This window comes from Stenotrophomonas sp. YJH_SMC_101-4 (genome assembly GCF_059370395.1).
On record NZ_JCAFTP010000001.1, the window covers coordinates 900,646 to 919,698 of the forward strand.

Below are 19,053 nucleotides of genomic sequence, written 5' to 3' on the forward strand. Positions count from 1 at the left end.
TCAGAGGGGACTTTCATGAGCACCTGCAGTTTCCGTGGCACCCCGGGCCCGAGGTCCGGTTCATGAGCCGCGCGTTGGCGAAGTTCCGGTCCCGGGCCATGTTCACCTTCGTGGGTGGTGCCCTGGTCATCAATCCCGCCTTTGCGCAGGACGCCGCACCGGCGACCGGGCAGCAGCCGCAGAGCCAGTCGCAACCCACCCAGCTTGATGCAGTGCAGGTCACGGGCATACGCAACAGCCTGAGCCAGGCCATGGACATCAAGCGCGACTCGGCGGGCGTGGTCGATGCGATCAGCGCCGAGGACATCGGCAAGTTCCCCGATACCAATCTTGCCGAGTCGTTGCAGCGCATCACCGGCATCTCCATCGAGCGCCGTGACGGCGAGGGCGCGCAGGTGACCGCGCGTGGCTTCGGTCCGCAGTTCAACATGGTCACGCTCAACGGTCGGCAGATGCCGGGCGCGGACGCGTTCGGTGCCTCCGGACAGGTGGCCATCGGCGGTGTCGACGGCGGCACCCGCGCCTTCAATTTCGCGCAACTGGCCGCCGAGGCCATCAATGGCATCGAGGTCTACAAGACCAGCCAGGCACAGGTGCCCAGCGGTGGCATCGGCGCGACGATCAATATCCTGACCTCGCGCCCGCTCGATCACGCCGGCATCGTGGCCAACGCCGGGGCGAAGCTGGTCTCCGACCAGAGCCAGCCGTTCGACAATGACCTGACACCGGAGCTGTCGGGCATCTTCAGCTACAGCAATCCGGAAAAGACCTTTGGCGTCAGCCTCAGCGCGAGCCAGCAGAAGCGCAAGGGTGGCTCGGTGCAGGCCACGGAGAACTACTGGAACGTGCAGCCGTGGACAGGGTCGATGCCGGGCAACCCGACCGTGGTCAATGCCCCGGCCGTCGGCCAGCTTTACGCGCGGCCCAACGACCTGCGCTACGCGTTCTCCGAATTCGAACGCGAACGCGTCAACGGCCAGGCCGTGCTGCAGTTCGCACCAACGGACAGCCTGACCCTGACCGTGGATTACACCTACTCGACCAACGAAATCACCGAGAATCGCGGCGAGCAGGGCATGTGGCTGCAGAACAGCAATTACACCAACGTCGAGTTCGACACCAGTGGCGCCGTCGCGACGCCGGTATACATCCGTGAAATCGCCGGCACCAAGGATTTCGGCCTGGAACAGCAGCGCAGCATGCAGGAATACAAGCTGGGTTCGCTGGGTTTCAATGCCGTCTGGAATGTCAGCGACCGCTTCAAGCTCAGCTTCGATGCGCACAACTCGAAGAACGAGAGCCGCCCGAATGACCCGCTCACCGGCGGTGGTTCGATCTTCATGAGCATCGCCGGCACCAACAACTGCACCCGTGGCCCGCATTGCGGTGGCTCCTGGGTGCAGGAGCTGAACTTCAACAATGGCCTGCCGGTTGGCACCCAGGTCTGGTATCCCAGCACCGCCGATGCGGTCGCCGGGACCAATGGCGTGGTCAATCCGGGCTTCCAGGAAGGCGAGGTTGGCACGCAGGTGCTGCGCGTCAACGCGCAGACCCAGATCAGCGAGATCAAGCAGGCGCGCGTCGATGGCGAATGGAACTTCGACCACGGCCGCTTCCAGTTCGGCGTGGACACCAACAAGTCCACCACCCACCGCATCCAGGCCGCCGAGGCCTACTCCACCCTGGGTGACTGGGGCGTGGCCAACGTGGACCGGGATACCGCCGCGGGCCTGATGGACCTGCTTCAACCGGTCAGCATCGTCGGCTTGTTCGACGACTACAGTGCAAACAGCTGGCCGGCCTGGCGCGGCAATGCCGGGCAGCTCGCGCAATGGGCGTCGCGCGAGTACGGCGTTGGCCTGGGTGTGAACCCGCAACGCGCGGCCGACAATTTCGTGGAAGAGAAGACCAAGGCGGCGTACTTCCAGGTAGAGCTGGACGGGGAACTGGGCGGCATGCGCACCAACACGCGCCTGGGAGTGCGCTATGAAACCACCGACGTGGTGTCGACCTCGGTCATTGCCGTTCCCGAGTCCATCGAGTGGCAGGCCAACAACGATTTCCGCATCGTGCTGTCCGATGAGCAGCAGCCCTTCACGGAAAAGGCGCGGTACAGCTACATCCTGCCCAACCTTGATTTCAGCATCGACCTCACCGAGGAACTGAAGGGCCGTGTGTCGTTCGGCAAAAGCATCGCCCGCGCGCCGTACGGCAATCTCTATGCAGGACCCGGGGCCCAGCAACCGTTCGGCTCGGTGCTGATCGATCCCTCGTCCCGCGCCAGCGGCAATTCCCAGAACCCGAGCCTGAAGCCGCTGGAATCGGACAACCTCGACCTGGGGCTGGAGTGGTACTTCGCCGATGCCAGCTATGTGTCATTGACCTACTGGAACAAGTCGGTCAGCAACTTCATCGGCAACACCGTCGTCCAGGAAAGCCTGTACGGCCTCACCGACCCGACCTCCGGGCCGGATGCGCGGGCGGCGTTGGACTTCCTGACCAGCGGCGCCTGCGTCGCCCAGGTCGGGCCGGCCAACGCAGCCGCCTGCTCGGCCAACGACACCTCGCTGTTCACCGCACTGGCGTTGCTGCGCAACAATCCTGCCGGCCTGGGCGCCTACAACGGAACCGATGCGCAGGTCCTGGCCACCGAAGCGGCCTACGATCTGTATGGGCAGGCCAACGATCCGCTGTACCAGTTCAACGTCAATCGCCCGATCAACCAGAACAAGTCCAAGCTGCACGGCTGGGAGCTGGGCGGGCAGTACTTCTTCGGTGACACCGGGTTCGGCGTACTGGCCAACTACACGGTGGTGAAAGGTGATGTCGGCTACAACAACGGCGGCGATCCGGGTATCGACCAGTTCTCGCTCACCGGCCTGAGCGACACCGCCAACGCCATGCTGATGTACGAGAAGTACGGGTGGTCGGTGCGACTGGCATGGAACTGGCGCGATCAGTACCTGATCCTGGCCAACCAGGGCTCCAGCCGCAATCCGTACTATGTGGAGCCGTACGAGCAGTGGGATCTCAGCGTCAACTACGCGCTCGATGACCACTGGTCCTTCAGCCTGGAGGCGATCAACCTGACCGGTGAGGATGTGCGGTGGCGCTCGCGCACGTCGCAGATGATCGTCAAGCTGGCAGACCAGAGCCCGCGCTACATGCTGGGCGTCCGCTACAAGTTCTGAGCCTGGTTGCCGACGCGTCCGGCACGGCACCGCTGCCCGCCAGCGGTGCCGTGCCGGGACGGTGTCGCCGCACCTGTCGCGCCTGCGCTACCCTGCTGTCCAGCCACCCCGCGCTGGACTGGATATCCTGATGGCCCGCTATGAAATGCTCAACAACATCGCGCATCGGGACCTGAAGGTCGCCACCGGCTTCGGGCCGCAGTTCGGCGATGCGGTGGGCATGGTGCCGGCCTATCCCAGCGAGTTCGCTGAACTGCAGCGTGAGTATCCGATCTTCCTGCACAGGGAAACCGGGACGGAAGCGTGGCAGTCCGTGGCCCTGCTGGGTTTCGAACAACACGAGAACCTGTTCCTGCAGGACGGGCGCTGGAATGCCTCCTACCTGCCTGGCGCGGCCGCCAAAGGGCCGTTCCTGATCGGGTTCCAGGAGCACTACATGGATGGCGTGCTCACGCAGGATGCGGTGATGCACGTGGACCTGGACCATCCGCGCGTCACCGCCGGCGCCGGTGAGCCGGTGTTCCTGCCGCAGGGCGGCAACACGCCTTACCTGGACCACATCGCCGGCGTGCTGCGCGGCATCCACGAGGGGAGTGCCTTCGCGGCCAATATGTTCACGATGCTTGACGACTGCGGGCTCATCCAGCCGGTGACGCTTGATGTGCAGCTCGCGCCGCATCACCGCGTGGGCGTGAGCGGATTGCACGGCATTGACCGCGAGCGCCTGGCGGCGCTGGACAGTTCACGCCTGGCTGCGTTGAACCGCGCCGGTTACCTGGAAGGTGCGTACCTGATGCTTGCCTCGCTGCATAACATGCGCCGCCTGATCGCCGAGAAGCAGCGCCGTCTCCGCGTCCAGGACGGCACCACGCAGGCGGCCAGGAACTGACCAGTGCAAGCCAGCCTGCCGATGCGGATCCTGGAAGGCATCGATCCTGCCGCGTTGCCATTGGCTGACCTGGTGGACGCCGGTGAGCCGGTCGTACTGCGCGGCATCGCCAGCGGTTGGCCACTGGTCCAGGCCGGACTGGGCGGCGTGCACGACGCGATGGTGTACCTGTGCAGCGTCGATGCGGGTGCGCCCATCCAGTACTCGTTCGGCGGCCCCGAGATCGCAGGCCGCCCGTTCTACAGCGCGGACTTCACCCGGCTGAACTTCGAAGTGCGGCGTGGCCTGCTGGCCCAGGTGCTGGAAGAGATCGCCACGACGCTGCATGCGCCGCGGCCGCCAACCTATTACGTGGCCTCGCTGCCGATCGAGCGGGCCCTGCTGCCGGCATTCGCGCAGGCCAACGACGCCGGGCTGGCGAAGCAGGGCATCGACGCCACCGCCAGCATCTGGATCGGCAACCGGGTGACGGCCTCGTGCCATTTCGACACACCCGACAACCTCGCCTGCTGCGCGGTGGGGCAGCGCGAGTTCACGCTGTTCCCGCCCGCCCAGATCGACAACCTCTATCCGGGTCCGCTCGATCCCACGCCGGGTGGACAGGTGGTCAGCGTGGTGGACTTCGAACACCCCGACTTCGGTCGGCATCCACGCTTCCGCGACGCGCTGGCGCATGCACGCAGGGCGGTGCTTGGGCCGGGCGATGCGATCTTCATTCCCAGCATGTGGTGGCACCATGTACGCAGCCTGGAGCCGTTCAACGTGCTGGTGAACTACTGGTGGCGAAGCTCGCCGGCCTGGCTGGGGGCGCCTCTGGCGGCGCTACAGCACGCGATGTGGTCCGTGCGCGACCTGCCAGCGCGTGAGAAGCAGGCCTGGGAAGGGCTCTTCCGATACTACGTATTCGGCCCCGGCGAGCGCGCCGGGCAGCACCTGCCTGACACGGCGCGCGGGGATCTGGCACCGTTCGACGAGCAGCGCGCCCGCCGCATGCGCGCGATGCTGCTGGGCAGGCTCAACCGTTGAGAGAGGGCACCGTGTTGGATACCGAGAGCACGCCTGCAGGGCGCATCCGTAAAGTGGTCATTGCCGGTGGCGGTACAGCGGGATGGCTGGCCGGCTGCGCGCTGGCGCATCAGTTCCGTGACCAACTGCAGATCACGCTGGTCGAGTCCGAGCAGATCGGCACGGTCGGCGTCGGTGAGTCCACCGTGCCGCCGATCCGCACCTTCCATCGCTTCCTGCAGATCGACGAGCAGGAGTTCCTGCGCGCGGTGGCCGGTACCTTCAAGCTGTCGATCTCGTTCGAGAACTGGCGGCTGCCGGGGGATCGCTTCTTCCATCCGTTCGGCACCATCGGCCATGGCACCTGGGCGGCTCCCTTCCATCACTTCTGGCTGGACAGCCTGCGCCGCGGCATGCCCTCGGACCTGGGCGACTTCTGCCTGGAGAGCATCGCCTCGCGTGGCGACCGCTTCTCGCTGCACACCCAGCCGCAGGCCAGCTATGCATATCATTTCGATGCCAGCCTGTATGCGCGGTTCCTGCGCCACAGGGCCGAGGCCCACGGCCTGCGCCGGATCGAAGGCAGGATCGCCCTGGTCAGGCAGCACGCACACGACGGCTCGGTGCAGGCGCTGGTGCTGGACGACGGCCAGGTGATCGAGGGCGATCTGTTCATCGACTGCACCGGGTTCCGTGGCCTGCTGATCGAGCAGGCGCTGGGCACCGGCTACGAGGACTGGCACGAATGGCTTCCGTGCGATCGGGCCGTGGCGGTGCAGACCGAAGCGGTGGCGCCGCCGGTTCCCTATACCCGCGCGATCGCCCACGAAGCGGGGTGGCGCTGGCACATCGCGCTGCAGCACCGCGTTGGCTGCGGGCTGGTGTATGACAGCCGCCACCTGTCCGATGACGAGGCCGCAGCGAAGCTGCTGCGCGATGCCGGGGCCCCACCTTTGCGCGATCCATGGAAGGTGCCGTTCCGCAGCGGGCGCCGGCTGAAGGCCTGGAACGGGAACGTGGTGTCGCTCGGGCTGGCCAGCGGTTTCATCGAGCCACTGGAGTCGACCAGCATCCATCTGACGATCAGCGCGGTGGTGCGCCTGATCCAGTTGTTCCCGTTCGACGGCATCCGTGCGTCGCTGGTGAAGCTGTACAACGATGTCAGCCGCCAGGAAATGGAGCACGTGCGCGACTTCATCATCCTGCACTATCACGCAACGCAGCGCACCGAACCGATGTGGAAGGCGTGTCGCGAAATGCGCGTGCCCGAATCGCTGCAGCAGCGGCTGCAGGCGTGGCGCGAGCGCGCACACGCCTGGCAGGACCCCGGCGAGCTGTTCCGCGTGGAATCGTGGACCAGCGTGCTGCTCGGGCAGGGCATCGCGCCCGGTCCTGCCCACCCGCTGGCGCGGGCAGTGAGCGACGCCGATCTGCGCACCCTGTTGAAGGGCATCCAGCAGCCGGTGCAGCAGGCCGCCGCGCAGATGCCGACGCAGGCGGAGTTCATCGCGCAGTACTGCAGGTCCGGCGTTGACGTGTGGCGTTCGACGGCAGCAAACGCGTAGCAGGGTTTTGCGTTGCAGCACGCTTTTTCCGCTGCAGCTGGTTACAGTGCGGCAACACCGGTGGCGATGACGCGAGCGGTGGCAAGGAGGGGCTGAACATCACGCCCCTTTTTTGAGTCCACGGAATGTTAGCGCTACCCTTTTGAATGGAGGCGGTTTCGATGGGTCTGGTTGCAGGAATCGATGCAGGGACGCAGAGCCTGAAGGTGCTGGTCTATGACCCGCGGAAGCAGGCGGTTGTGGCCTCGGCCAGCGCGCCGCTCGCGCTGGACAGCGGCACCGACGGCAGCCGTGAACAGGCGCCTGCCGACTGGGTGTCGGCCCTGCGCGACTGCTTTGCCCGGATCGATCCCTCGCTGCGCGCTCGCATCGTCGCGCTGGCGGTATCGGGCCAGCAGCATGGGTTCGTACCGGTTGATGATGCTGGTGAAGTACTGGCGCCGGCCAAGCTGTGGTGCGACACCAGCACCACGGCCGAGTGCATCCAGATCATGGACGCCGTGGGCGGGTTGCAACGGACCATCGCGTTGGCGGGCAACCCGATCCTGGCCGGCTACACAGCGTCCAAGCTGCCCTGGACCCGGATCCACCGTACCGACGCCTACGCGCGGATGGCGACCATCCTGCTGCCACACGACTACCTGAACTTCGTGCTGACCGGGCAGCGGTTCTGCGAGCTTGGCGATGCGTCTGGAACCGGTTGGCTGGACGTGCGCACACGCACCTGGTCGCAGCAGCTGCTGCGCGCAACCGACCCTGATCGTGATCTTGCCGCCTGCCTGCCGCCCATCGCATCACCCGATGCGCTGTTCGATATCGCGCCTGCTGCGGCAGCCGCGCTGGGGCTGCCGACGGCGGTGAAGGTGGCCGTTGGCGGCGGCGACAACATGATGGCGGCGATCGGCACCGGCTGCGTCACGGAAGGTCGGCTGGCGATGAGCCTGGGAACCTCCGGAACGCTGTTTGCCTACTCCGGATCGCCGGTGATCGATACCGACGGCGCCTGGGCAGCGTTCTGCTCGTCGACGGGGGGCTGGCTCCCGCTGATCTGCACCATGAACTGCACCGTGGCGACCGAACAGGTGGCCCGTGCCTTCGGCTTCAGCACTCGCGACGGCGATGCGCACCTGTGCGCGACGCCACCGGGAGCAGGCGGGCTGGTGATGCTGCCGTTCCTCAATGGCGAACGTACCCCTGACCTGCCGCTGGGCAAGGGCGTGCTGGCTGGCCTGGACACCGCCAATTTCACCCCGGCGCATGTGTACCGCGCCGCCATGGAGGGCGCGACCTACAGCCTGAAGTACGGCTACGACGCCTTTGTCCGCGCAGGCATGCAGTTCGATCGCATCGTGCTCACCGGCGGTGGCAGCAACAGCGCTGCCTGGCGTCAGCTGGTGGCTGATGTGTTCGGCCTGCCGGTGGACGTCCCGGTGCAGGCCGAAGGTGCGGCATTTGGAGCGGCGCTACAGGCGTTGTGGGCGTTCACCAAGGCGCAGGGAGACGCCACCTCGATCAGCGACATCACCGCGCGCCACGTCACCGTCGATCCCGCGCTGTCCGCACGGCCGGATCCGGACCGCAGCGAAGCCTATGCACGGGCCTACGCACGCTTCCTCAGCCATCTTGATGCCATCACGCCGCTGCAGCGCGGCTGATGGCTCCTCCACGACACCCCGTACAACGACAGGAGCACGCACCATGAGCACGCAGCCCTTCATCGGCGCCAAGGAGTACTTCCCCGGCGTCGGCCGCATTCCGTTCGAGGGCAAGGGCTCGGACAATCCGCTTGCCTTCAAGGTCTACGATGCCAACCGGGTCATCGGCGGCAAGACCATGCAGGAGCATCTGCGCTTCGCCGTGTGCTACTGGCACACCTTCTGCAATGCCGGGCACGATCCGTTCGGCCCGGGCACCCGGCAGTTCCCGTGGGAGGCATCGTCGCCGCTGGCCACGGCCGAGGCAAAGGTGGACGCCGCGTTCGAGTTCTTCACGAAGCTGGGCGTGCCGTACTGGTGCTTCCACGACATCGACCTGGCGCCGGATGCCGATGACATCGGCCAGTACCAGAAGAACCTCGCGCACATGGTGGGCCTGGCCAAGGCGCGCCAGGAGGCCACCGGCGTCAAGCTGCTGTGGGGCACGGCCAACCTGTTCTCGCACCCGCGCTACATGAACGGCGCATCGACCAATCCCGACTTCGCGGTAGTCGCGCGTGCAGCCGTGCAGGTCAAGGCTGCACTGGAAGCGACGGTCGAGCTGGGCGGTGAGCATTACGTGTTCTGGGGCGGACGCGAGGGCTATGCGTCGCTGGCCAATACCCAGATGAAGCGCGAGATCGAGCACTTCGCACGCTTCCTGACCATGGCCCGCGACTACGGCCGCAGCATTGGCCTGAAGGGCAACTTCCTGATCGAGCCCAAGCCGATGGAGCCGATGAAGCACCAATACGACTTCGACAGTGCCACGGTGGTGGGTTTCCTGAAGGAGCATGGGCTGGACAAGGACTTCAAGCTCAACATCGAGGCCAACCACGCCACATTGTCCGGGCACACCTTCGAGCACGATCTGCAGGTCGCGTCCGATCACGGCCTGCTGGGCAGCATCGACGCCAACCGCGGCAACGCGCAGAACGGCTGGGACACCGACCAGTTCCCCAGTGATCTGTACGACACCGTCGGCGCGATGCTGGTCGTGCTGCGCCAGGGTGGGCTGGAGGGCGGGTTGAACTTCGATGCGAAGGTGCGCCGCGAGTCGACCGACCTGGAGGATCTGTTCATTGCCCACATTGGCGGCATGGACGCGTTCGCACGTGGCCTGGAGGTTGCCCATGCACTGCTGACCGAGTCGCCCTGGGAGCAATGGCGCAAGGAGCGCTACGCAAGTTTCGACAGCGGTGTCGGCCAGGATTTCGAGCGTGGCACGCTCAGCCTGCCGGACCTGGCGGCACTGGCCTCCCGGCTCGGCGAACCGCGCCAGGCCAGCGGCAAGCAGGAGCGTTACGAAAACCTGCTCAACCAATACCTGCTGCGCTGAGCGCGGCAGGCGAAGGGCGCAACGGTGCACTCAAGGGGACGGGGATGAACCAGGCAGCAGGCAGCGGTGAAAACACACGACTGATCGTACTGATCAGCGTGGTAGCAACGATTGGCGGTTTTCTGTTCGGCTTCGACAGCGGTGTGATCAATGGCACCCAGGATGGCCTGCACCAGGCGTTCCGGTCCGGCGAATGGATGCAGGGGTTCGAGATCGCGTCGATGCTGCTGGGCTGTGCGGTGGGCGCATTCAGTGCTGGACGGCTGGCCGACCGCCTGGGCCGTCGCAACGTGCTGATCCTTTCGGCAGTGATGTTCCTGCTGTCGGCGCTCGGTGCCGGGGCGGCGGTCTCGTCGGGCTGGTTCATTGCGGCGCGGGTGGTGGGCGGATTCGCGGTAGGCGCGGCCAGTGTGATCTCGCCGGCCTACATTGCCGAGGTCGCTCCGGCCCGCTATCGCGGCCGCCTGGCTACGGTCCAGCAGATCGCCATCATCACCGGGCTCACCGCTGCCTTCCTGTCCAACTACCTGCTGGCGGCTGCAGCGGGCGCGTCGACCGAACCGCTGTGGGGTGGGCAGGCCGCCTGGCGCTGGATGTTCTGGATGCAGGCCGCGCCATCGCTGCTGTTCCTGCTGCTGTTGCTGACCATTCCTGAGAGCCCGCGCTACCTGGTGGTGAAGCGGCGCAAGGACGATGCACTGCGGGTGCTGACCCGGCTGCTGGGTAGCGACAAGGCCCGCGCCACGCTCGAGGAGATCGATGCCTCGTTGTCCAACGACCATCATCGCCCTCGACTGTCCGACCTGAAGAGCCGGGCGACCGGGCGGATCCGCCCGATTGTCTGGGTCGGCGTCGGGCTGGCCTGCTTCCAGCAGCTGGTCGGCATCAACGTGGTGTTCTATTACGGCGCCGTGCTGTGGCAGGCGGTCGGCTTTTCCGAAAACGACGCGCTGCTGATCAACGTGCTGTCCGGCGCGCTGAGCATCGGTGCCTGCGTGGTCACGGTACTGCTGATTGACCGGATCGGCCGCAAGCCCCTGCTGTGGTTCGGCTCGGCAGGGATGTCGCTGTCGCTTGCACTGGTGGTGGTGGCCTTTGCCAGCGGTTCGCTGGCGGACGGGCACCTGCAGCTGCCCGGTCGCATGGGCACGCTGGCGCTGGTGGCGGCCAATGCCTACGTCGTGTTCTTCAATCTGTCCTGGGGGCCGGTGATGTGGGTGATGCTGGGCGAGATGTTCCCGAACCAGATCCGCGGTTCGGCACTGGCGGTCGCTGGCGCAGCGCAATGGACCTCCAACTTCGTGGTCACGGTGACGTTCCCGATGCTGCTGGCCGCGGCAGGGCTGGCAGCCACCTACGGCATCTACCTGGTGGCTGCCGTGATCTCGGTGATTTTCGTGGTCCGGCATGTGCACGAGACCAAGGGCAAGGAACTGGAGCAGATGGAAGGATGAGCGCCATGACATCGCAGGCCTTGGTAATCCGCAGCGGCGCGCTGGTCGCCGCACTGATGCTGGGATTGCTCGGCTGCCGCGGCCAGGACCGGGCTGCCGCCGCCGCAGCTACCGACAATGATCCCTGGCCGAAGGTCGCCTGGCCGCTGGCCGCGGATCCGGCACTGGAGAAGCGCATCACCGACCTGATGGCCGGCATGACGGTGGAGGAAAAGGTCGGCCAGCTGGTGCAGGGCGACATCGCCAGCGTCACCCCCGACGACGTGCGCCGCTACCGCCTCGGCTCGATCCTGGCCGGAGGCAACTCCGATCCCGGCGGCCGCTATGACGCCTCGCCGGCCGAATGGCTGGCGCTGGCCGACGCGTTCTACGACGCCTCCATGGATACGTCCAAAGGCGGCAAGCCCATCCCTCTGCTGTTCGGCATCGATGCCGTGCACGGGCAGAGCAACATCATGGGTGCCACGTTGTTCCCGCACAACATCGGGCTGGGCGCCACGCGCAATCCGGAGCTGCTGCGGCAGATCGGTGGCATCACCGCGCTGGAGACCCGCGTCACCGGCATGGAGTGGACGTTCGCGCCGACCGTTGCGGTACCCCAGGATGATCGCTGGGGACGCACCTACGAAGGCTACTCCGAATCGCCGGAGGTGGTGGCCAGCTATGCCGCCGCCATGGTGGAGGGATTGCAGGGCAGGGTGGGAACACCGGAGTTCCTCGATGGCCGCCATGTAATCGCCTCGGTGAAGCACTTCCTGGGCGATGGGGGCACCACTGACGGCAAGGACCAGGGCGACACCCGTATCAGCGAGACAGATCTGGTGCGCATCCACGCGGCCGGATACCCGCCGGCAATCGCCGCCGGCGCGCAGACCGCAATGGCGTCGTTCAACAGCGTCAACGGTGAAAAGATGCATGGGCACCGGCATTACCTCACCGATGTGCTCAAGGGCCGCATGAACTTCGGTGGCTTCGTGGTGGGTGACTGGAATGGTCATGGACAGGTCAAGGGCTGCACCACCACAGACTGCCCGGCCACCATCATCGCGGGCCTGGACATGGCGATGGCTTCGGACAGCTGGAAGGGCTTCTACGAGACGACGCTGGCTGCGGTCAAGGACGGCCGGATCACGACGCAGCGGCTGGACGATGCAGTGCGCCGGATCCTGCGGGTCAAGTTCCGCCTTGGGCTGTTCGAGGCCGGCAGGCCATCCACGCGGGCCGTCGGCGGGCAGTTCGCACTGATCGGCGCGCCGGCACATCGCGCGGTCGCCCGGCAGGCCGTGCGCGAATCGCTGGTCCTGTTGAAAAACCAGGACCACGTCCTGCCGCTGTCTCCGAAGCAGCGGATCCTCGTGGCCGGCGACGGTGCCAACGATGTCGGCAAGCAGGCGGGCGGCTGGACGCTCAACTGGCAGGGCACCGGCACCACCCGCAAGGACTTCCCCAATGCGGACACGATCTATGAGGGCATCGCGCGCCAGGCCAGCGCGGCGGGTGGTGAAGCCGTGCTTGCCGTTGACGGTCGCTATGCAGTGAAGCCCGATGTGGCGGTGGTGGTGTTTGGCGAAGACCCCTATGCCGAGTTCCAGGGAGACCGGCCGACGCTGGCCTACAAGCCCGGCAACGAAACGGACCTGGCGCTGCTCAAGCGGCTCAAGGCCGAAGGCATACCGGTTGTTGCGGTTTTCCTGAGCGGGCGGCCGCTCTGGGTGAACCGGGAAATCAATGCCGCCGATGCCTTCGTGGCTGCGTGGCTGCCGGGCTCGGAAGGCGCCGGCATTGCCGATGTACTGCTGCGCGGAAGCGATGGCCGCGTGCAGCACGATTTCAAGGGCAAGCTCAGTTTCAGCTGGCCGCGCACCGCCACCCAGTACGCCAACAACGTCGGCCAGAAGGACTACGATCCGTTGTTTGCGTTCGGCTTCGGCCTGACCTACGCCGACAACGGCGACCTGGCCGCGCTGCCGGAGGCATCGGGCGTGACCGGCAACGAGGGCGCGACCGGCGTCTACTTCGCGCGTGGTGACGCAGGCCCTGGCATGGCGCTGCGACTCGAGGATGCCGCTGGCCAGGGCCTGACCGTGACCCGCGTACCGGACGCATTGCCAGATGACCGGCTGAAGATCACCGGCGTGGATCATCTGGCGCAGGAGGATGGGCGACGCCTGGCCTGGTCGGGCAAGGGCGAGGCCGTCGCTGCACTGCAGTCGCACACGGCGCTGGACCTGCAGCGCGAATCCAACGGCGACCTGATGCTGCTGACCACGCTGCGGGTCGACGCTGCGCCGCAGGGTGAGGTGTGGCTGTCGGTCGGTTGCGGCGCGGGCTGCTCGGCACGCATCGCCATCGGGTCGTCGCTGGCGGCGCTTCCACAAGGCCAGTGGAAGCGTGTTGGCGTGCCGCTGAAGTGCCTGGCCAAGGCGGGCGCCAAGCTGGACGCGATCGACCGACCGTGGTCGGTGGTGACGGGCGATGCGATGACGATCTCCGTGTCACGCGTCGCGCTGGGTGCGCTGAACGAAGCCGAGGTCACCCTCGGATGCGGAGCATGATGCCTGCGCTACCGCCGCCGGGGTGGCGCGGCGACCGAATCGCGTGCGATCAGCCGATGCGGCATCACATGATCGCGCAGCACCGTTGCGTCCGCCGCCGGACGGCGGATGGTGCGCAGCAGGATGTCGACGGCCGCGTTGGCCATCGAGGCGATGGGCTGGTGGATCGTGGTCAGTTCCGGCCACACGGTGGTGGCGGCCGAGGTGTCATCGAAACCCACGACCGACAGGTCGCGCGGCACTTCCAGCCCGCGCCGATGCGCCACCGAGATGGCGGCGGCGCCCATGTCGTCGTTGCTGGCGAAAATCGCGGTCGGTGGCCGGCGCTGGGACAGCAGCTTCTCGGCCGCAGCCAGGCCGGACCGGTAGGTGTAGTCACCGTGCTGGACCAGGCCGGGGTCCACCGCCAGCCCGGCCTCGCGCAGGGCGGTGACGAACCCGTCGTAGCGGAGCGCACTTGCGCTCAGGTCATCGCGCCCACGGATGAAGCCGATGCGGGTGTGTCCCTGCCGGAGCAGGTGATCGGTCATTTCCCTGCCCGCACTGAAATCGTCGATGCGGACGCAGGACAGGGCCTCGCTCAGGCGCCCCGATGCGATGGCCACCACCGGAATGCCAGCCTTGACCAGTTCGCTTACGGCGGCCTGCGATTCGCAAAGAGGCGGCGGCAGGATCACCCCGTCGACGCGTCCGGCGAGCGCGCGCGCCGCCCTGCGTTCGGATTCGGCATCCAGGTTGTCCCAGTAGTCGATGACCAGCTGGATGGCGGAACTGGAGGCGACGCGCAGCAGGCCCACCAGCAGTTCACGCAGGTAGGCGCCGCTGGGGTTGGTGTAGATCAGCGCAATGCGCGTGTGCTGTGCGGCGGCCAGCGAACTGGCGGCAAGATTGGGCGTATAGCCCAGCTCACGCACGGCGCGCAGCACGCGCTCGCGGGTGACGTCGCGCACCTTGCCCTGGTTGATCACCCGCGACACGGTCATCGGCGAAACGCCGGCAAGGGCCGCAACCTCGTCGATCGTCACGCCTGCGGTTCTGCGGCGAACCGATTTCTTCGGCTTGTCCAATGCACGATCCCTTTGTTCTTGGTGGCGCTGCCGCGCGGGTGCGAAGGACGATGATGCGCTGTCCCGGGCCCGGACGTAGTCTACAAAGGCGCATGTTAACGCCGTTGTTGCGCGCTGTCGGCACGCAGCTGTGGGCCCTGCTCGTGCTGCTGGCCTGTGTTGGCGGAGCACGGGCGGAGGATGGCTATGCGCTGTGGATGCGCTACCAGCCGGTTGCCGCAACGGTCGCTGCCGATTACCGGCGGCAACTGGCCGAAGTGGTGGCCCCGGATTGCACGCCGATGCAGCGCGCTACCCGCGACGAGCTTGCGCGCAGCCTTTCTGGATTGCTGGGAACGGCCCCGCCAATGCGAACGGCAATCACTACTGACCATGCCCTGGTGCTGGGTACGCCGCAGTCTTCGGCGCTGGTTGCCGCGTTCGGCAACGAGATCGCCACGTTGGGCGACGAGGGCTTCCTGATCCGGCAGGTCCGGACCGGGGGGCGCGATGTGCTGCTGGTGGCGGCACGCCAGGATGTCGGCGTGCTGTACGGCAGCTTCCATCTGCTGCGCCTGCTGCAGCGTGGCACGTCGCTGCGGGGGCTGGAGGTGCGTGAGTCGCCTCGGGTCGCACTGCGTCTGCTCAACCATTGGGACAACCTGGATCGTTACGTCGAGCGTGGCTATGCAGGCAGCTCGCTCTGGGACTGGCAGACGTTGCCGCAGTGGCGTGACCCGCGCTACACCGACTACGCCCGTGCCAACGCCTCGCTCGGCATCAACGGCACCGTCCTCAACAACGTCAATGCCAGTGCGATGAGCCTGTCGCCGGCCTATCTGGCCAAGGCCGCCGCGCTGGCCGACCTGTTCCGCCCCTATGGCATCCGGGTCTACCTGAGCGCGCGCTTCAGTGCACCCATAGAACTCGGCGGCCTGGCAACGGCTGATCCCCTGGATCCGGCTGTGCGGCGCTGGTGGCGCGACAAGGTCGATGAGATCCATGCGCGCATTCCGGATTTTGGCGGCTTCCTGGTCAAGGCGAACTCCGAAGGGCAACCCGGCCCGCAGGATTACGGTCGTTCCCATGCCGACGGCGCCAACCTGCTGGCCGACGCGCTGGCGCCCTACAACGGTGTGGTGATGTGGCGGGCCTTCGTGTATTCGCACGAGGTTCCCGAAGATCGCGCCAAGCAGGCATACAGCGAGTTTGTCGGGCTGGACGGCGCCTTCCGCCCCAACGTGATCGTGCAGGTGAAGAACGGCCCCATCGACTTCCAGCCGCGCGAGCCGTTCCACCCCTTGTTTGGCGCGATGCCGCGCACGCCGCTGATGATGGAGCTGCAGATCACCAAGGAGTACCTGGGTTTTGCGACGCACCTGGTGTACCTGGGAACGCTCTACGAAGAAGTGCTGCAGGCCGACACCCATGCACGCGGCGAAGGCTCCACGGTCTCCCGCGTGGTCGATGGCTCGCTGGAGGGTCATGCGCTGACCGGTATCGCCGGCGTCGCCAACATCGGCGTGGACCGCACCTGGAGTGGCTCGCACTTCGATCAGGCCAACTGGTACGCCTTCGGCCGACTGGCCTGGAACCCGCAGGAATCCGCGCGCGCGATTGCCGAAGACTGGGCAGCGCTGACCTTCTCGCCCGACCCGCAGGTGACCGGCCCGATCGTGCGCATGATGATGGACTCGCGCGAGGCGGTGGTGGATTACATGACGCCGCTGGGCCTGCATCACCTGATGGCACGCGGCCATCACTACGGCCCCGGCCCCTGGGTGGACGGCGGCCCGCGTGCGGACTGGACGTCGGTGTACTACCACCGCGCAGATAGCAAGGGCATCGGCTTTGACCGCAGCGCCAGCGGAAGCAACGCCGTGGGCCAGTACGCCCCGCAGGTCGCCGAGGTCTATGGCGACCCCGAGCGGGTGCCCGAGTCGCTGCTGCTGTGGTTCCATCATGTGCCGTGGGACCGCCGCATGCGCTCGGGCAGGACGCTCTGGGACGAACTGGTCGGGCGCTATTCGCGCGGCGTGCGCCAGGTGCAGTCGATGCAGGCGACCTGGGCTGGCCTGAGCGACCGGATCGATCCGCAGCGGCATCGGCACGTCGCGGCGTTCCTGCAGATCCAGCACGACGAAGCGCAATGGTGGCGTGACGCCAGCGTGGCGTACTTCCAGTCGCTCAGTGGCCGGCCACTGCCCGCCGGCGAGCGGCCGCCGCCGCATCCGTTGTCGTACTACCAGGCCTTGCAGTTTCCGTTCGCACCGGGGGATGGCCGATGAGCAGATTCGGAGCGGTCGGGTGTGCGCTGTTGATGATGGCTGCGGCAGTAGTGGCGATGCCGGCCGCGGCGCGGGAAACGACGGGACTGCTGCATCCCCTGTTCAAGGATCACGCGGTCCTGCAGCGCGACCGGCCCATTGCGGTCTGGGGGCGCGCAGGCCCCGGGCAGCCGGTTTCCGTGACGTTTGCGGGGCAGGCGGTGAGCAGCCGGGCGGACGCCGCAGGCCGCTGGCAGGCGATACTTCCCCCGGTCGCCGCTGGCGGTCCCTACACGCTGGAGGTAAACGACGGAACGCGCCGGCAGACGGCGCGCGATGTGCTGATGGGCGACGTGTGGCTGTGCTCGGGCCAGTCGAACATGGAGCTGCCGGTGTGGCGCTCGCTCAACGCTGCCAGCGAGATCGCCTCGGCCACGATGCCACGGATCCGGCTGTTCACCGTGCCGCAGGAGGGGGCCGCGCAGGCACAGGAGAGCTTCAAGGGCGACCCTGCATGGACAACGGCAACCCCCGACAGGGTGCGCGACTTCTCCGCAGCCTGTTTCTATTTCGCGCGCGAGCTGCAGCGCACGGCTGCCGTGCCGATGGGCTTGATCCAGGCGGCGTGGGGCGGGTCCCGGATCGAGGCGTGGACCAGCCCGGGCGCGCTGCGCGGGCAGGGCGGCATGGACGAGCCCCTGGACATCCTTGCTCAGTCTGCCCACGACCCGCAGCAGGCACATGCACGCTGGGGTCGCTACTGGCAGCACTGGTGGGCCACACGCGAGGGCGCACTGTCAGGTGACGCACCATGGCGGACGGATGCCGATGACCGCGGATGGTCGCGCGCACCGGCCACACTGGGCGCATGGGAGCGGTGGAACGAGCCCGCACTTGCCGACTACAACGGCATGGTCTGGTATCGCACGCAGGTGATGCTGAGCGCTGAACAGGCTGCACGCGGCGCGACGCTGGAGCTGGCATCGGCTGACGAGGTGGACGTGACCTGGGTGAACGGGGTCGCCGTCGGCAGCCAGTACGGCGCCGGCGAGAGGCGCTACCCGTTGCCACATGGCCTGCTGAAGGCAGGATCCAACAGCATTGCGGTCAACGTGCTGGACACCTACGGCGAAGGCGGCCTGGCCGGTCCTTCAACGGCACACCGCCTGCAGTTCGATACCGGCGAGCGGGTGCCACTGCAGGGACCGTGGATGTATCGGGTTGCGCCGGGCCAACAGGCGCCGCCGTTTGCCCCGTGGCAGGCCGCCACCGGGCTGTCGACGCTGTACAACGGAATGATCGCACCGCTCGGGGGCTTCGGGCTGCGCGGCATGCTCTGGTATCAAGGTGAATCGAACACCGGCGATGGTGCGGCCTATGCAGTGCGGTTGCGTGCGCTGCGCGAGGACTGGCGGCGGCAGTTCGGTGCGCGCACGCCACTGCTGCTGGTACAACTGGCCGGCTACGGCCAGCCGCCGGCTGCGCCCGCCGACAGCGGCTGGGCGCAGGTGCGTGAGGCGCAGCGGCGCGTCGCGGCCGAGGATGCGCAGAGCGGTCTTGCCATTGCCATCGACATCGGCGACGCCTACGACATCCATCCGCCGAACAAGCAGGAGCTCGGGCGCCGCCTGGCGCGCGTGGCGCGCCATGTGGTGTACGGCGAGCAGGGCATGGCACCGTCGGGCCCGCGAGCGGTCACCGCCGTGCGGACGCCCACGGGCGTCGCCATTGCGTTCGAGGATGTCGAAGGCGCGCTCACCGCGACCGGCGCACTGCGTCCGATCGGCTTTGAACTGTGCGAGGCCAGGGGCCATACGCGCCACTGCGAGTACGCCGATGCCGGACTGGATGCGCGCCGGATCCTGCTGCGCGGCCCGCTGTCCACGCGCGCAACGCATGTGCGCTACTGCTGGGCCGATGGCCCGGTGTGCACGCTGCGCGACCGCAGCGGGGCGCCGGCCGGCCCGTTCGAACTTCCCATTGCCGAAGCCGAGGCCCGACGATGATGACGTTGTCCAAGCAGTCCCCTCTGGCCCGCGACAGGGCCG

General features: G+C 67.0%; 11 protein-coding genes. 10 read left to right on the forward strand and 1 reads right to left on the reverse strand.

Annotation, left to right across the window (positions count from 1 at the left end; translation table 11 throughout):
• Window positions 1-62 precede the first annotated feature (62 nt).
• From AC5P8D_RS04150 to AC5P8D_RS04185, 8 genes are all read left to right on the forward strand, one after another.
• Window positions 63-3,191: a TonB-dependent receptor gene (locus tag AC5P8D_RS04150; RefSeq protein ID WP_029380038.1), complete on the forward strand. Its 3,129-nt coding sequence runs from the start codon at window positions 63-65 to the stop codon at window positions 3,189-3,191.
• 130 nt (window positions 3,192-3,321) lie between these two features.
• Window positions 3,322-4,080 carry a SapC family protein gene (locus AC5P8D_RS04155; protein WP_495203098.1) on the forward strand — a complete coding sequence of 253 codons (759 nt, stop codon included), beginning with the start codon at window positions 3,322-3,324 and terminating at the stop codon, window positions 4,078-4,080.
• Between the two features lie 3 nt (window positions 4,081-4,083).
• On the forward strand, window positions 4,084-5,106 hold the full coding sequence (locus AC5P8D_RS04160; RefSeq protein ID WP_019337715.1) for a cupin-like domain-containing protein: 1,023 nt from the start codon (window positions 4,084-4,086) through the stop codon (window positions 5,104-5,106).
• An 11-nt stretch (window positions 5,107-5,117) separates the two neighbouring features.
• A complete protein-coding gene (locus AC5P8D_RS04165; RefSeq protein ID WP_043395872.1) occupies window positions 5,118-6,650 on the forward strand; it encodes a tryptophan halogenase family protein in 1,533 nt (510 codons plus the stop codon).
• 161 nt (window positions 6,651-6,811) lie between these two features.
• Window positions 6,812-8,305, forward strand: coding sequence for a xylulokinase (xylB, locus tag AC5P8D_RS04170; protein ID WP_126561219.1), 1,494 nt, complete (start codon window positions 6,812-6,814; stop codon window positions 8,303-8,305).
• A gap of 43 nt (window positions 8,306-8,348) precedes the next feature.
• Window positions 8,349-9,683, forward strand: coding sequence for a xylose isomerase (gene xylA, locus AC5P8D_RS04175; protein ID WP_071305224.1), 1,335 nt, complete (start codon window positions 8,349-8,351; stop codon window positions 9,681-9,683).
• Window positions 9,684-9,727: 44 nt separating this feature from the next.
• Window positions 9,728-11,137, forward strand: a complete 1,410-nt coding sequence (locus tag AC5P8D_RS04180) for a sugar porter family MFS transporter (RefSeq protein ID WP_010485699.1) — start codon at window positions 9,728-9,730, stop codon at window positions 11,135-11,137.
• Window positions 11,134-13,692 (forward strand): glycoside hydrolase family 3 protein, encoded by a 2,559-nt coding sequence (locus AC5P8D_RS04185; protein WP_143050518.1) that lies wholly within the window; start codon window positions 11,134-11,136, stop codon window positions 13,690-13,692. Before AC5P8D_RS04180 ends, AC5P8D_RS04185 begins: the two co-directional genes overlap by 4 nt.
• Window positions 13,693-13,700: 8 nt before the next feature.
• On the opposite strand, the gene AC5P8D_RS04190 is transcribed toward AC5P8D_RS04185, so the two are convergent.
• Window positions 13,701-14,759, reverse strand: a complete 1,059-nt coding sequence (locus AC5P8D_RS04190) for a LacI family DNA-binding transcriptional regulator (RefSeq protein ID WP_019337710.1) — start codon at window positions 14,757-14,759, stop codon at window positions 13,701-13,703.
• A 92-nt stretch (window positions 14,760-14,851) separates the two neighbouring features.
• Here AC5P8D_RS04190 and AC5P8D_RS04195 point away from each other — a divergent pair, with 92 nt between their 5' ends.
• Together AC5P8D_RS04195 and AC5P8D_RS04200 are read left to right on the forward strand one after the other, a co-directional pair.
• Window positions 14,852-17,026, forward strand: a complete 2,175-nt coding sequence (locus AC5P8D_RS04195) for an alpha-glucuronidase family glycosyl hydrolase (protein ID WP_241873958.1) — start codon at window positions 14,852-14,854, stop codon at window positions 17,024-17,026.
• On the forward strand, window positions 17,023-19,011 hold the full coding sequence (locus tag AC5P8D_RS04200) for a sialate O-acetylesterase (protein ID WP_495203099.1): 1,989 nt from the start codon (window positions 17,023-17,025) through the stop codon (window positions 19,009-19,011). Before AC5P8D_RS04195 ends, AC5P8D_RS04200 begins: the two co-directional genes overlap by 4 nt.
• Window positions 19,012-19,053 lie beyond the last annotated feature (42 nt).

What these genes read in the sequence shown, in the direction of transcription:
- AC5P8D_RS04195 (WP_241873958.1), top strand. Translation starts at nt 14,852, where the DNA reads ATGTTAACGCCGTTGTTGCGCGCTGTCGGCACGCAGCTGTGGGCCCTG.
- AC5P8D_RS04150 (WP_029380038.1), top strand. Translation starts at nt 63, where the DNA reads ATGAGCCGCGCGTTGGCGAAGTTCCGGTCCCGGGCCATGTTCACCTTC.
- AC5P8D_RS04200 (WP_495203099.1), top strand. Translation starts at nt 17,023, where the DNA reads ATGAGCAGATTCGGAGCGGTCGGGTGTGCGCTGTTGATGATGGCTGCG.
- xylB (WP_126561219.1), top strand. Translation starts at nt 6,812, where the DNA reads ATGGGTCTGGTTGCAGGAATCGATGCAGGGACGCAGAGCCTGAAGGTG.
- xylA (WP_071305224.1), top strand. Translation starts at nt 8,349, where the DNA reads ATGAGCACGCAGCCCTTCATCGGCGCCAAGGAGTACTTCCCCGGCGTC.
- AC5P8D_RS04185 (WP_143050518.1), top strand. Translation starts at nt 11,134, where the DNA reads ATGAGCGCCATGACATCGCAGGCCTTGGTAATCCGCAGCGGCGCGCTG.
- AC5P8D_RS04180 (WP_010485699.1), top strand. Translation starts at nt 9,728, where the DNA reads ATGAACCAGGCAGCAGGCAGCGGTGAAAACACACGACTGATCGTACTG.
- AC5P8D_RS04155 (WP_495203098.1), top strand. Translation starts at nt 3,322, where the DNA reads ATGGCCCGCTATGAAATGCTCAACAACATCGCGCATCGGGACCTGAAG.